General features: G+C 66.2%; 11 protein-coding genes and 1 tRNA gene. All 12 read right to left on the bottom strand.

Annotated features, from left to right (window positions below):
• Nucleotides 1-91: 91 nt before the first annotated feature.
• Nucleotides 92-1,042, bottom strand: coding sequence for a tRNA pseudouridine(55) synthase TruB (gene truB / locus ACSQ1W_RS04715; protein WP_436041890.1), 951 nt, complete (start codon nt 1,040-1,042; stop codon nt 92-94).
• A gap of 134 nt (nt 1,043-1,176) precedes the next feature.
• A complete protein-coding gene (rbfA, locus tag ACSQ1W_RS04710; RefSeq protein ID WP_436041888.1) occupies nt 1,177-1,548 on the bottom strand; it encodes a 30S ribosome-binding factor RbfA in 372 nt (123 codons plus the stop codon).
• Nucleotides 1,549-1,554: 6 nt separating this feature from the next.
• The gene (gene infB, locus ACSQ1W_RS04705; RefSeq protein ID WP_436041886.1) at nt 1,555-4,206 is read right to left on the bottom strand and encodes a translation initiation factor IF-2; all 2,652 of its coding nucleotides are present in this window, start codon (nt 4,204-4,206) and stop codon (nt 1,555-1,557) included.
• A gap of 107 nt (nt 4,207-4,313) precedes the next feature.
• Nucleotides 4,314-5,825 carry a transcription termination factor NusA gene (gene nusA, locus ACSQ1W_RS04700; RefSeq protein ID WP_436041884.1) on the bottom strand — a complete coding sequence of 504 codons (1,512 nt, stop codon included), beginning with the start codon at nt 5,823-5,825 and terminating at the stop codon, nt 4,314-4,316.
• Nucleotides 5,826-5,828: 3 nt separating this feature from the next.
• Nucleotides 5,829-6,443, bottom strand: a complete 615-nt coding sequence (gene rimP, locus ACSQ1W_RS04695; protein ID WP_436041882.1) for a ribosome maturation factor RimP — start codon at nt 6,441-6,443, stop codon at nt 5,829-5,831.
• Nucleotides 6,444-6,599: 156 nt separating this feature from the next.
• Nucleotides 6,600-6,676: transfer RNA gene (locus ACSQ1W_RS04690), tRNA-Met, on the bottom strand.
• Nucleotides 6,677-6,807: 131 nt separating this feature from the next.
• Nucleotides 6,808-8,271: an NADH-quinone oxidoreductase subunit NuoN gene (gene nuoN, locus ACSQ1W_RS04685; protein WP_436041880.1), complete on the bottom strand. Its 1,464-nt coding sequence runs from the start codon at nt 8,269-8,271 to the stop codon at nt 6,808-6,810.
• A 9-nt stretch (nt 8,272-8,280) separates the two neighbouring features.
• Nucleotides 8,281-9,792, bottom strand: coding sequence for an NADH-quinone oxidoreductase subunit M (locus tag ACSQ1W_RS04680; protein ID WP_436041879.1), 1,512 nt, complete (start codon nt 9,790-9,792; stop codon nt 8,281-8,283).
• 58 nt (nt 9,793-9,850) lie between these two features.
• Complete coding sequence (gene nuoL / locus ACSQ1W_RS04675) at nt 9,851-12,076, bottom strand: NADH-quinone oxidoreductase subunit L (protein ID WP_436041877.1); 2,226 nt, start codon at nt 12,074-12,076, stop codon at nt 9,851-9,853.
• A 16-nt stretch (nt 12,077-12,092) separates the two neighbouring features.
• On the bottom strand, nt 12,093-12,398 hold the full coding sequence (nuoK, locus tag ACSQ1W_RS04670; RefSeq protein WP_192269016.1) for an NADH-quinone oxidoreductase subunit NuoK: 306 nt from the start codon (nt 12,396-12,398) through the stop codon (nt 12,093-12,095).
• Nucleotides 12,395-13,048: an NADH-quinone oxidoreductase subunit J gene (locus ACSQ1W_RS04665; RefSeq protein WP_436041875.1), complete on the bottom strand. Its 654-nt coding sequence runs from the start codon at nt 13,046-13,048 to the stop codon at nt 12,395-12,397. Before ACSQ1W_RS04665 ends, nuoK begins: the two co-directional genes overlap by 4 nt.
• A 10-nt stretch (nt 13,049-13,058) precedes the next feature.
• Entirely contained in the window at nt 13,059-13,547 is a 489-nt protein-coding gene (gene nuoI, locus ACSQ1W_RS04660; protein WP_162108528.1) for an NADH-quinone oxidoreductase subunit NuoI, read from the bottom strand.

The following is a 13,547-nucleotide window of genomic DNA, read 5'->3' as shown; positions in this document are numbered from 1 at the left end:
TGGCTCGCCGTTGATGAAGCTAGGGGAATTGAAATCACCGGTGAAAACCGGCGGCGTAGTGTAGCCGCGGGGGGCCTTGTGAAACAAGGTTTTATTGCGCGTCGCCCGCCTTGGTGGCGGTACCGGCGACCGCCCAGGCGAACAGCCGCTGGGGCGACAGCGTGCCCTCGGCGTCGACCGATCCCAGCCCCAGCACGCGGTTTTCCGGGCCGTGGATCGCCACCGCGCCCTCGCTGGGCGGGTAGCCGCGCAGCCGCTGGCCCTGCGCCAGCCGGCGTCCGCCCGGGGCATCGACGTCGACACGCGGGAACCCGGCCAGGCCCGCCTCGACGGGTAACAGGCAGGCCTCCAGGGCGCCTTCGCCCTCCTGTTCAGCCAGTGCCTGCAGCGCGTCCAGCGTATACATCTGCGGTTGCCTGAACGGATCGACCCAGAGACGGCGCAGCTCGCCGACGTGGGCGCCGCAGCCCAGCGCCTCGCCGAGGTCGCGGACCAGGCTGCGCACGTAGGTGCCGGACCCGCACTCGACCCGCAGCGACACGCGACCAGGCGCGATGGCCAGTATCTCGATGCCATGGACGTCGACATCACGCTCGGGGGCCTCGATGGCCTCGCCGCGTCGGGCCTTGGTGTAGAGCGGCTCCCCGCCCTGCTTCAGGGCCGAATAGATCGGGGCGCGCTGGCGGATGCGGCCGGTCAGCGGCGCCAGGGCGGCTTCGACGATCGCCACGTCCAACGGCGGCACCGGGCGCTCGCGCAGGGGCGCACCCTCGGCATCGTCGGTATCCGTCGTCGTGCCGAGTATCGCCACCGTGTCATAGGCCTTGCGGGAACCCAACAGCAGGCCGGCGATCTTGGTCGCCTCGCCGAAGCAGAGCGGCAGCAGGCCGGTGGCGAGCGGGTCGAGGCTGCCGGTGTGCCCGCCCTTCTCCGCGCGGAACAGGCGCCGCGCGACCTGCAGGGCAGCGTTGGAGCTCATGCCCGGCGGCTTGTCCAGCAGCAGCAGGCCGTCCAGCGGGCGGAATTGGGTGCGTCCTGCCATACAGTCCAGGTTAGGTGGTTTGGCGGGGAGTCGCCGCATCGTAGCGTCGAGGCTGTTCGACGTCTTCACGCCTCCCGAGTCCGGCCATCAGGCCGGAAAGCGGCGGAGCAAGCTCCGCGCGAAAGCCTGACGTATCAGGTTTCGTCGTCGGACCCGGGGACTGGCGGGTTCTCGCGCAGCAGGGTTTCGATGCGCTCGCCGCGATCGACGGAATCGTCGTAGTGGAAGTGCAACTCGGGGACATGGCGCATCTTCACGCGACGCGCCAGTTCCATGCGCAGGCCCCAGGCCAGTTCCTTCAGGCCCTTCACGGCCTCGGCGGAACGCTCCTGCATCAGCGCGGTGACGAATACCTTGGCATGCGCCATGTCGCGGGTGACTTCCACGTCGGACACGCTGACCGACGGCAGGCCGTGCTCGCGCACGGCCTCGTGCACCAGCGTGCCCAGCTCGCGACGGAGCTGGGCGGACACGCGGTCGGTGCGATGGAACGACTTCGTAGGCATGTCGGGTCAGAGCGTGCGCTGGACTTCGATACGCTCGAAGCACTCGATCTGGTCGCCTGGCTGCACGTCGTTGTACGCCTTCACGCCGATGCCGCACTCGGTGCCGTTGCGCACCTCGTCGACGTTCTCCTTGAAGCGGCGCAGCGATTCCAGTTCGCCCTCGAACACCACGGTGCTGGCACGCAGCACGCGGATCGGCTTGTTCCGCTTGACCGTGCCCTCGACCACCATGCAGCCCGCGACCGCGCCGAACTTGGAGCTGCGGAACACGTCGCGCACTTCGGCGATACCGATGATCTCTTCGCGGATCTCCACGCCCAGCAGGCCGGACGCCACCTGCTTCACCTGGTCGATCACGTCGTAGATGATCGAGAAGTAGCGCAGGTCCACGCCGTTGGCTTCGATGATGCGACGCGCGGAGGCGTCGGCACGCACGTTGAAGCCGATCATGGTCGCCTTGGAGGTGACCGCGGAGTTGGCATCGGACTCGGTGATGCCGCCCACGCCGGAGTGGATGATGTTGATGCGGATCGATTCGTTGGACAGCGCGGTCAGCGAATGACGCAGCGCTTCCACCGAACCCTGTACGTCGGCCTTGACGATCAGGTTGAGGCTGAGCTGGCCTTCGCCCTTGCCCAGCTGCGCCATGATGTCTTCCATGCGGCTGCCGGCGGACTGCACCAGGCGCGACTCGCGGCGCTTGGTGTCGCGCTGCTGCGCCACGTCCTTGGCCAGGCGCTCGTCGGCGACCACCACGAAGTCGTCGCCCGCTTCCGGCACGCCGGACAAGCCCAGGACCTGCACCGGGATGGACGGACCGGCCGACGGCGGCTGGCTGCCGGTTTCGTCGAACAGCGCACGCACACGACCGTACTGGATGCCGCAGACCAGGTAATCGCCCTTCTTCAGGGTGCCCTGCTGCACCAGCACCGTCGCGACCGGGCCACGGCCCTTGTCCAGCGAGGATTCGATGACCACGCCGCTGGCGCGGCCGTCTTCCACGGCCTTCAGTTCCAGCAGTTCGGCCTGGATGGAGATGGCGTCCAGCAGGTTGTCGACGCCCTGCCCCGTCTTGGCCGAGATCTCGACCATCTGGGTGTCGCCGCCGAAGTCTTCGGCGACCACTTCTTCGGCCAGCAGCTCGTTCTTCACGCGCAGCGGGTCGGCGTCGGACTTGTCGATCTTGTTCACCGCCACGATCAGCGGCACCTTGGCCGCCTTGGCGTGCTGGATGGCTTCGCGCGTCTGCGGCATGACGCCGTCGTCCGCGGCCACGACCAGCACCACGATGTCGGTCAGCTTGGCGCCACGGGCGCGCATCGCGGTGAACGCGGCATGGCCCGGGGTATCGAGGAAGCTGATGACGCCCTTCGGCGTTTCCACGTGGTACGCGCCGATGTGCTGGGTGATGCCGCCGGCTTCGCCGCTGGCGATCTTGGTGCGGCGGATGTAGTCCAGCAGCGAGGTCTTGCCGTGGTCGACGTGACCCATGATGGTGACCACCGGCGGACGCGCGACCTTGTCGCCCTGCTGCTCTTCCGAATGCGCCAGCAGTTCGTTCTCGACGTCGTTGGCGTCGGCGCGAACGGCCTTGTGGCCCAGCTCTTCGGTGATAAGTGCGGCGGTGTCGTGGTCGATGGACTGGGTGATGGTGGCCATCACGCCCATCTTGAACAGCGCCTTCACCACGTCGCCGCCCTTCAGCGCGAGCTTCTGCGCCAGGTCGGCCACGGTGATGGTTTCGCCGATCGCCACTTCGCGCACGATCGGTGCGGTCGGACGCTCGAAGCCGTGCGCACCACCGCCACCGCGGCTCTGCTCATGGCGGCGCGGCGGCTTCGGCTTGCCGCGCGAGGCGCCGCGACGGGCGCGATCGGCGGCAGACAGATGCAGCTGGCCGGCGAAACGGCTGGTGTTGTCGTCGTCCTCGACGCCGGCGACCATCGCGTGCGAACCGCGGGTCTTGTGCTTGGCGGCGGCCGCGGCGTTGTTGCGGTCATCGGTACGCGGCGGATCCTTGCGCACGACCATCTTCGGCACATGGTGGCCCTGCGTGGCCGGCTTGGCCGGACGCGCGGTTTCGTCGCCATCGACAGCGACGGCACCGGCGGCAAGCGCGGCAGCTTCGGCATCGGCCTGTGCGCGTGCGGCTTCGGCCTCGGCGCGGGCAGCGGCTTCTTCCTGGCGGCGGCGCTCGAGTTCTTCGGCACGCTTGGCGTCTTCCTGCGCCAGGCGCTGCTGCTCGTCGAGATTGCGCTGGCGGGATTCCTCCAGCTTGCGCAGGATCTCGGCACGCTCCGGATCGGCTTCGTTCTGCCAGTTGGTGCTGACGGACTCGGCGTCGGTCGGCTTCGTGTAGGTGCGCTTCTGGCGCACTTCCACGTTCACCGTGGTCTTGCTGCGACCGGCCGCGACGGTGACTTCCTGCACCTTGCGACGGTTCAGCGTGATCTTCTTGGGCGCAGCCTCATCCGCGGCGGCATCGCTCTTGCCGTGCGAGCGCTTGAGGAAGCCGAGCAGCTTCACTTTTTCCATGCTGGTCACGACCTGGTCGGGACCACTGAAACTCATGCCGGCCTCGGCCAGTTGCTCCAGGAGTTTTTCGACCGGCGTATTGACCAGTTCAGCGAGCTTGCGGATGGTGGTTTGCTGCGACATTCGGATCCTAGGTGGGGTGTTTCGCCCCCCCGACGGTGGAGGGGCAACCCTGTTGGAAAGGGGGAATTCTAAGCCCTGCGGACACCAGGGCGGTGTTCATGGCTGGCTCATGCGCCGCGTTCCAGACGAGCGATCTCCTCGGCGCGGGCGGCCAAGATCAGCGCCGCGGCGCGGGCCTCGTCCAGGCCCTCGATGCCGAACTCGACCACTTCGTCGGCGGCCAGGTCGGACAGGTCCTCACTGGTGCGGACGCCGTGCGAGGCCAGCGCGAACGCGGTCTCCTCGTCCATGCCTTCCAGCGCCAGCAGGTCCTCGGCCGGGTGGTCCTCTTCCAGGCCTTCTTCCTCGGCCAGCGCCTCGTTCAGCAGGGCGTCGCGGGCGCGCGAACGCAGTTCCTCGACGATGTCCTCGTCGAAGCCCTCGACGGCCAGCAGTTCGCCGACCGGCACGTAGGCGATTTCCTCGACCGTGCTGAAGCCTTCGGCGACCAGGATGGCGGCGATTTCCTCGTCCACTTCCAGCTTGTCCATGAACAGCTGGCGGGCGACGGCCTGCTCGGCCTCGCTCTTGGCCTGCACCTGGTCGGCGGTCATGACGTTGAGCTGCCAGCCGGTCAGGCGGCTGGCCAGGCGCACGTTCTGGCCGCCCTTGCCGATCGCCTGCGCCAGGCGGTCTTCCGCCACGGCCAGGTCCATCGAGTGCTTCTCTTCATCGACAATGATCGACTGCACTTCCGCCGGCGCCATCGCGTTGATGACGAAGGTGGCCGGGTTGTCGTTCCACAGCACGATGTCCACGCGCTCGCCGTTGAGCTCGTTGCTCACGGCCTGCACGCGCGAACCGCGCATGCCGATGCAGGCGCCGATGGGATCGGTGCGGGTGTCGTGCGCCAGCACGGCGATCTTGGCGCGGTCGCCCGGATCGCGTGCGCAGGCCTTGATCTCGACCAAGCCCTGGCCCACTTCCGGCACTTCCAGCTTGAACAGCTCGATCATGAACTCCGGAGCGGCGCGGCTGATGAACAGCTGCGGGCCGCGCGGTTCGTAGCGCACGTCGAACAGGTAGCCGCGGACGCGGTCGCCGGCGCGCAGCACGTCGCGCGGGATGCCCTTGTCCTTCGGGATGAAGGCCTCGGCGTTGCCGCCCAGGTCCACGTAGATGTTGCCGCGCTCGGCGCGCTTGACGACGCCGGTCACCAGCTCGCCCACGCGGTCCTTCCAGGCGTCGACCACCTGCGCGCGTTCCGCTTCGCGGACGCGCTGCACGATGACCTGCTTGGCGGCCTGCGCGGCGATGCGGCCGAAATCGGGATTCTCGATCTTCTCTTCGATCCAGTCGCCCACTTCGGCGCCTTCGGCTTCGTCCTCGGCGTCCATCAGGCGGATCTGGCGGTCGGGCGACTCCATCACCACGTCGTCGGCCACCACTTCCCAGCGGCGGAACGTTTCGTAGCTGCCGTCCTTGTGGTCGATGGTGACGCGCACCTGCACGTCCTGGTCGAGGTAACGCTTCTTGGCGGCGGACGCCAAGGCGGCCTCGATGGCATCGAAGATGACTTCGCGCGGCACGCCCTTCTCGTTGGCCACCGCATCCACGACCAGCAACAGTTCCTTACTCATTGATCACTCCGCGCGCGGCTTGCGGGCCGCCGGTTGGTTGGGTTTTTTCTTGGCTTGTTTGGCGGGTGGGCGCTTGGCGTCGCCCGCCTTCTTGGCGCCGGCCTTGCGGCCGCCACCGGGTTTCTCGGGCGCCAGGCCCAGCGCCGCCCAGTCGGGGACCAAGCGTGCCTTGTCGATGTTGTCGAACGCCACCGTCATCTCGGCGTCGTCCACGGTGAACACGATGCTGCCGCCTTCGATGCGGCTGATCGTGCCCTGCAGGCGGCGGCGACGGTCCTGCGGCAGCTTCAGCACGACCTTCGCCGACTCGCCGACGAAGCGCGCGTAGTGCTCCAGCCGGAACAGCGGACGGTCCACGCCCGGCGAGGAGACTTCCAGCGTGTAGTTGCCGGTGATCGGGTCCTCGACGTCGAGCTGCGCGGACACTTCGCGGCTGACCGCTTCGCAATCCTCGATGTTGACGTGGCGCGTGGCGCGCTCGGCTTCCTGCACGTCGATGTACAGGCGCACGGTGGCGCCGCCGGGTGCCGGCAGGTATTCGATGCCCAGCAGTTCAACGCCCAGCGCCTGGACGGTGGGTGCCAGCAGGTTGGCGATGTCGTTGGCCTTGTCGCTCACGGATTCGCTGCCGATGGTTCGTGTCGCTGAAACAAACAAGGGGCCCGATGGGCCCCTTGTCCGATACGCTGGATGTCGGTGCAACGACGGGAACATGCGTCGTTGCGTGCCCAGGCTTTTCGTCGGTCGCCGGTATCGGGCGACCTCGGATAAACATGGTAGCGGGGGCAGGATTTGAACCTGCGACCTTCGGGTTATGAGCCCGACGAGCTGCCAGACTGCTCCACCCCGCAGCAGAAGCGAAATTATGATGAATACGCCGGTGCATTGCAAGCCTTGTCGTGCACCAACTTGAAACATCGCGTTCATCGCGCGTGCCGGCAGTGCCCTGCCGGCGGGATACATCTTGTGCGCGAGCGCAGCCTCAGCCGGCGAACGCCAGCTTGCACCAGGCCATGATCGGGTTCCAGGCGATGCCCAGCGCCAGCAGGGCCAGTGCGTTGACGCCGAACACCATCGGCACCACGCGGTCGCTGCGCGGGGGCGGAATTTCACCCACCGGCTCGTCGAAGTACATCACCTTGATCACGCGCAGGTAATAGAAGGCGCCGATGACCGCACACAGCACGCCGACGAGGGCCAGCCACAGTAAACCACCGTTGACGGCCGCACCCAGCACGACGAGCTTGGCCCAGAAGCCCAGGAACGGCGGCACGCCGGCCAGCGAGGCCATCACGCACAGCACCAGCCCGGCCTGCCACGGGTTGCGCGCGTTCAGGCCCTTGAAGTCGTCGATCCTGTCAGCCTCGAAGCCCTGCCGCGACAGCACGATGATGGCGCCGAACGCCGCCGCCGACATGATGGCGTAGCTGATCGCATAGAACAGCGCGGCCGAGTAACCCACTTCGCCACCGCCGGCGAAGCCGACCAGCAGGAAGCCGACATGCGACACCGTGGAATAAGCCAGCATGCGCTTGAGGTTGGTCTGGGCGATGGCGATGACGTTGCCGATCACCAGCGATGCGGCCGCCAGGCCGGCCAGCAGCCACTGCCACTGTGCCGCCGCCGGGCCCAGGCCGTCCTGCAGCAGGCGGAAGGCCATGCCGAACGCCGCCAGCTTCGGCGCCGCGCTGATGAACAGCGTCACCGGCGTCGGGGCGCCGTGGTAGACGTCGGGCAGCCACATGTGGAACGGCGCCGCACCCAGCTTGAACGCTAGGCCCGCCACCACGAACACCACCCCCGTCAGCAGCAGCATGCGGGCTTCGCTGCTGCCGCCCAGCGCGGCGCCGGCGGCATCGAAGATCGCCGGCAGGTGCAGCGAACCGGTCGCGCCGTACACCAGCGACATGCCGTAGAGCAGAAGGCCCGACGCCAGCGAGCCCAGCACGATGTACTTCATCGCCGCTTCTGTCGAAAGGCCATCATCGCGGTTCAACGCGACCAGCGCGTACGAACACAGTGCCAGCAGCTCCAGTCCCAGGTAGACCATCACCAGGCTGCCGGCGGACACCATCATCATCATGCCAGCGGTGGCGAACATGACCAGCACCGGCGCTTCGCCCGGATACAGATTGCGCTCGCGCAGGTAGGGCCAGCCATAGACCAGCGACAGGGCGCTGACCGCGACGATCACGACCTTGCTGACATCGGCCAGCGTGTCGCGCACGAACATGCCGCTGAACACGGCGCCCTGCCCGCCCACACCCGTCGCGAGCATCCACACCACGGCCGCCATGACGATCAGCGCGAGGGCATGGGTGATGATGCGGCGGGAGTTGTCGAGGAACAGGTCCAGCATCAGCAGCGCGAACGCACCGCCGATCAGGGTCAGTTCGGGCAGCAGCGGCTGCAGGTCGGCGGCGGAGATGGGCATCGGCGTCGTCATGGTTCTTCCTTACAGCTTGCTGTTGGCGAGCTGCATCGCCAGTTGCGCGATCGACGGCTCCATCAGGTCCGTGAGCGGCTTGGGATACACACCCAATGCCAGCACGCAGACCGCGAACCCGCCCAGCACCACGGCCTCGCGCAGGGAAACATCCTTCAGTTCGGCGACATGTGCATTGGCCACGTCGCCGAGGATCACGCGCTTGACCAGCCACAACGTGTAAGCCGCACCGATCACCAGCGTGGTGGCGGCGAAGAAGGCGATCAGCGGATGCTGCTGGAAGCTGGCCAGGATGACCATGAACTCGCCGACGAAGCCGCTGGTGCCCGGCAGACCGGAGTTGGCCATGCCGAACAGGATGAAGAAGGCGCCGAACCACGGCATCGTGTTGATGACGCCGCCGTAGTCCTTGATCATGCGGGTGTGCATGCGGTCGTACAGCACGCCGACGCAGGTGAACATCGCGCCGGAAATGAAGCCGTGGCTGATCATCTGCACCATCGCGCCCTGCAGGCCGAGGCGCGCGCCGTCCAGGTTGCCGTAATCGCGCACCAGGCTGAAGGCGATGAAGATGCCGAGCGTGACGAAGCCCATGTGCGAGACCGACGAATAGGCGATCAGCTTCTTCATGTCGTCCTGCACCAGCGCCACCAGGCCCACGTAGACCACGGCGATCAGCGACAGCACGATGACGAACATCGCCCACTCATGGCCGGCGTCCGGCACGATCGGCAGGCTGAAACGCAGCAGGCCGTAGCCGCCGATCTTCAGCGCGATCGCCGCCAGGATCACCGAGCCGGCGGTCGGCGCCTCGACGTGCGCATCCGGCAGCCAGGTGTGCACCGGGAACATCGGGATCTTGACCGCGAACGCGATCAGGAACGCGAAGAACAGCCACGTCTGCTCCTTCGCGTTCAACGGCAGCGTGTACAGGTCGGCCAGCTGGAAGCTGCCGCCCTTGATGTACAGGTACACCAGGCCGACCAGCATCAGCACCGAACCGAGGAAGGTGTACAGGAAGAACTTCAGCGAGGCATAGATGCGGCGCGGCCCGCCCCAGACACCGATGATCAGGAACATCGGGATCAGCATCGCCTCGAAGAACACGTAGAACAGAATCGCGTCGCTGGCGGCGAAGATGCCGTTGGTCAGGCCTTCCAGGATCAGGAACGCGGCCACGTACTGGGCCACGCGCTTGTTCACCGAACCCCATGCACCGGCCAGCGTCAGCACGGTGATCAGCGTGTTCAGCAACAGCAGCGCCACCGCGATGCCGTCGGCACCCAGGTTGTAGTGGATGTCGAAGCTCGGGATCCAGGCGCGGGTCTCGATGAACTGGAGGCCCGGGTTCGCATAGTCGAAGCCGGTCAACAGGCCGATGCTGAAGACGAAGGTGAGCACCGCGACCGCCAGGCCCAGCCAGCGCGCCGCGTCGGCGCGGGCATTGCCCACCGCGAGCACCAGCGCACCACCCAGGATGGGCAGCCAGATCAGAACACTAAGCAGGGGCCAGTTCGACACGTTGTGTTATCCGTTGAGTTCTTCGCCAGGACGCTCCGCTCGGGGCGGCGCCAGGTCGTTACTGCCAAAACTTGATGACCACGCCCAGCAGCAGGATCAGGCCGACGATCATCGCGAACGCGTAGTGGTACAGGTAGCCGGACTGGGTCTTGCGCAGCAGTTGCGCGCCCAGGTCGACCAGCTTCGCCGTGCCGTTCACCGCGGCGCCGTCGATCACATGCGTATCGAAGGCGCGCGAGGCCTTGCCCAGCCTCACGCCACCGCCGGCAAACCCGTTGATCCACAGGTGATCGGCCCAGTACTTCTTGTCCAGGATGTTGGTCAGGAAGGCACCGATCTTGCTGTGGCGCATCTTGCCCGGCAGCTCCGGCTTGATCAGGTACAGGAAGGTGGCCAGTGCGAAGCCGGAGAAGGCCAGCCACAACGCCTTGGTTTCCCAGCTGTGCAACGCGAACTTGATCGCGCCGTGCCAGTGTTCGATCAATGCCATCACCGTGTCTCGCGAGGACATCGCCTGCGTCGGATCGGTGCGGACGAAGTCGATGGCGCCCTGGAAGAACGGCGTCACCAGGATCTCCGCATCATTCCAGCTGGTGCCGAACAGCATCGGACCCGCGGTGAACATGCCGACGAAGATCGACGGAATCGCCAGCAGTACCAGCGGCACCGTCACGACCCACGGCGACTCGTGCGGTTCGTGGGCGCCGTGGTGACCGTGGTCGTCGTGCGCGGCATCGTGGTGCGCGTCATGGCCGTGGCCATGGTCGTCGTGCGCATCACGGAAGCGCTCCTTGCCGTGGAAGGTCAGGTACAGCAGGCGGAAGCTGTAGAAGCTCGTGATGAACACGCCCAGCAGTACCGCCCAGTAGCCATACGTCGCCACCCATGCGCTCGGATCCTGGGAGATGCCCTGCTGCGCTGCCATCAGGCCCATCTCGCTCACGCTATGCGCTGCTTCATGTGCGACTTCCTGATGCTTGTGCGCCGCCTCGATGATGATGTCCTTCGAGTAGAAGCCCGAGAAGAACGGCGTGCCGACCAGCGCCAGCGTGCCGATCAGGCTGGTGATCCAGGTGATGGGCATGTACTTGCGCAGGCCACCCATCTTCCGCATGTCCTGCTCGTGGTGCATACCGATGATCACGGAGCCGGCCGCCAGGAACAGCAGCGCCTTGAAGAAGGCGTGGGTCATCAGGTGGAACACGGCCGCCGAGTACGCCGAGACGCCCAGCGCCACCGTCATGTAGCCCAGCTGCGACAACGTGGAGTACGCAACGACGCGCTTGATGTCGTTCTGCACGATGCCGATGAGGCCCGTGAACAGCGCCGTGGTCGCACCGATGAATAGCACGAAGTCCAGCGCCGTCTGCGACAGCTCGAACAGCGGCGACATGCGCGCCACCATGAAGATGCCCGCGGTCACCATCGTCGCGGCATGGATCAGCGCCGAGATCGGGGTGGGGCCTTCCATCGAATCGGGCAGCCATACGTGCAGCGGCACCTGCGCCGACTTGCCCATCGCACCGATGAACAGGCAGATACAGGTCAGCGTGGCCATCGACCAGATCACCGGCTCATCGAACACCTGGAAGGTGCTGCCGAACAGGGTGACGGCGCCCGACCAGACCGGAATCGCCTTGCCGACGAGCAGCGACGCATTGGCGAACACGGTGGCGTAGTCCAGCGTGCCGAACATCAGCAGCACGCAGCCGATGCCGAGCAGGAAGCCGAAATCGCCGACGCGGTTGACCAGGAACGCCTTCATGTTGGCGAAGATCGCCGTCGGGCGCTTGAACCAGAAACCGATCAGCAGGTAAGACACCAGGCCCACCGCTTCCCAGCCGAAGAACAGCTGCAGGAAGTTGTTGCTCATCACCAGCATCAGCATGCTGAAGGTGAACAGCGAGATGTAGCTGAAGAAGCGCTGGTACCCCGGATCCTCGGCCATGTAGCCGATCGTGTAGAGGTGGACCAGCAGCGACACGAAGGTCACCACGACCATCATCATGGCCGTCAGCTTGTCGATCATGAAACCGACGTGGCCGCTGATGTTGCCTACTTCGAAGAAGGTGTACAGGTTCTCGTTGAACGGCGACGCGCCCTGCGCCACCAGCTGGTACAGCACCCAGCACGACAGCGCGCAGCTGGTCGCCACGCCCAGGATCGTCGCCGTGTGGGCGCCGGCGCGGCCGACGAAGCGACCGAACAGGCCGGCGATGATGCTGCCCAGCAGCGGCGCCAGCACGATGGCCAGCAGCACGTTCTTGGAGAGGAGGACTTCCATACCGGTCATCGGTGCATCAGCCTTTGAGCGTATCGACTTCGGCCACGTTGATCGTGCGCCGGGTGCGGAACAGGGTGACCAGGATCGCCAGGCCGATGGCGGCCTCGGCCGCGGCCACGGTCAGGATGAAGAACACGAAGATCTGGCCGGCCGCATCACCCAGCTCGCGCGAGAACGCGACGAAGTTGATGTTCACCGACAGCAGCATCAGTTCGATCGACATCAGCAGCACGATGACGTTCTTCCGGTTGAGGAAGATGCCGGCCAGGCTGATGCAGAACAGCACGGCGCCCAGCGCCAGCAGATGACCCAGGGAAATCATGCCTTGCCCTCCCCTTCCGCCGGCGCGCTGGCCGGCGTTTCGCGCACCGGCTTCTCGGCCGGCATCGACACCATGCGGATGCGGTCGCGCGCCTTGACCCGCGACTGCTCGCCAGGATCCTGCGTCTTGATGCCGGTGCGCTTGCGCAGCGTCAGCATCACGGCGGCCACCACGGCCACGGTCAGGATGACGGCGGCGAACTCGAACGGCAGCAAGAACTCGGTGAACAGCGTGCGCGCCAGCCACGCCGTATTGGACACATCGGCGGCGGCGGACGCGGCGTTGTCCGGGAACGGCACCGCCATCTTCGCCTTGATGCCGATCAGCACCAGCATCTGCGCCAGCATGACGACCGCGACCAGCAGGCCGACCGGCAGGAACTTGACCCAGCCTTCGCGCATGGCGGTGACGTCGATGTCGAGCATCATCACCACGAACAGGAACAGCACCATCACCGCGCCCACGTAGACGAGGATCAGGGCCACGCCCAGGAACTCCGCGCCCACCAGCAGCCAGATGCAGGCCACCGAGAAGAACGTCAGGATGAGGCACAGCACGGCATGCACCGGGTTGCGCACGCTGATCACCGCGCCGGCGGCGACGACCGCGACGGTGGCGAAAGCGTAGAAACTGATCAGGACCCAATCCATTCTTCGGACCTCAGCGGAAAGCGGCGTCGGCGGCGCGGCGCTCGGCGATCTCGGCTTCCAGCCGGTCTCCGATCGCCAGCAGCTGCGGCTTGGTGACGATGTTCTGCCCGCGCTTGTCGAAGTGGTACTCCAGCACGTGCGTTTCCACGATCGAGTCCACCGGGCAGCTTTCCTCGCAGAAGCCGCAGTAGATGCACTTGAACAGGTCGATGTCGTAGCGCGTGGTGCGGCGGGTGCCGTCCTCGCGCGGGGCCGAGTCGATGGTGATCGCCAGCGCGGGGCACACGGCCTCGCACAGCTTGCAAGCGATGCAGCGCTCCTCGCCGTTCGGATACCGGCGCAGTGCGTGCAGGCCGCGGAAGCGCGGCGACTGCGGGAACTTCTCCATCGGGTACATCAGCGTGTACTTCGGCTTGAAGGTGTACTTCAGCGTCAGCCACAGGCCCTGGAGCAGTTCCAGCAGCATCAGGCTCTTGAAGTAGTGCACAACCTTGCTCAT

Source organism: Pseudoxanthomonas sp. LjRoot143 (genome assembly GCF_964252945.1).
Taxonomy (GTDB): Bacteria; Pseudomonadota; Gammaproteobacteria; order Xanthomonadales; family Xanthomonadaceae; genus Pseudoxanthomonas_A.
This window is presented reverse-complemented; position numbering and strand designations above follow the sequence as displayed.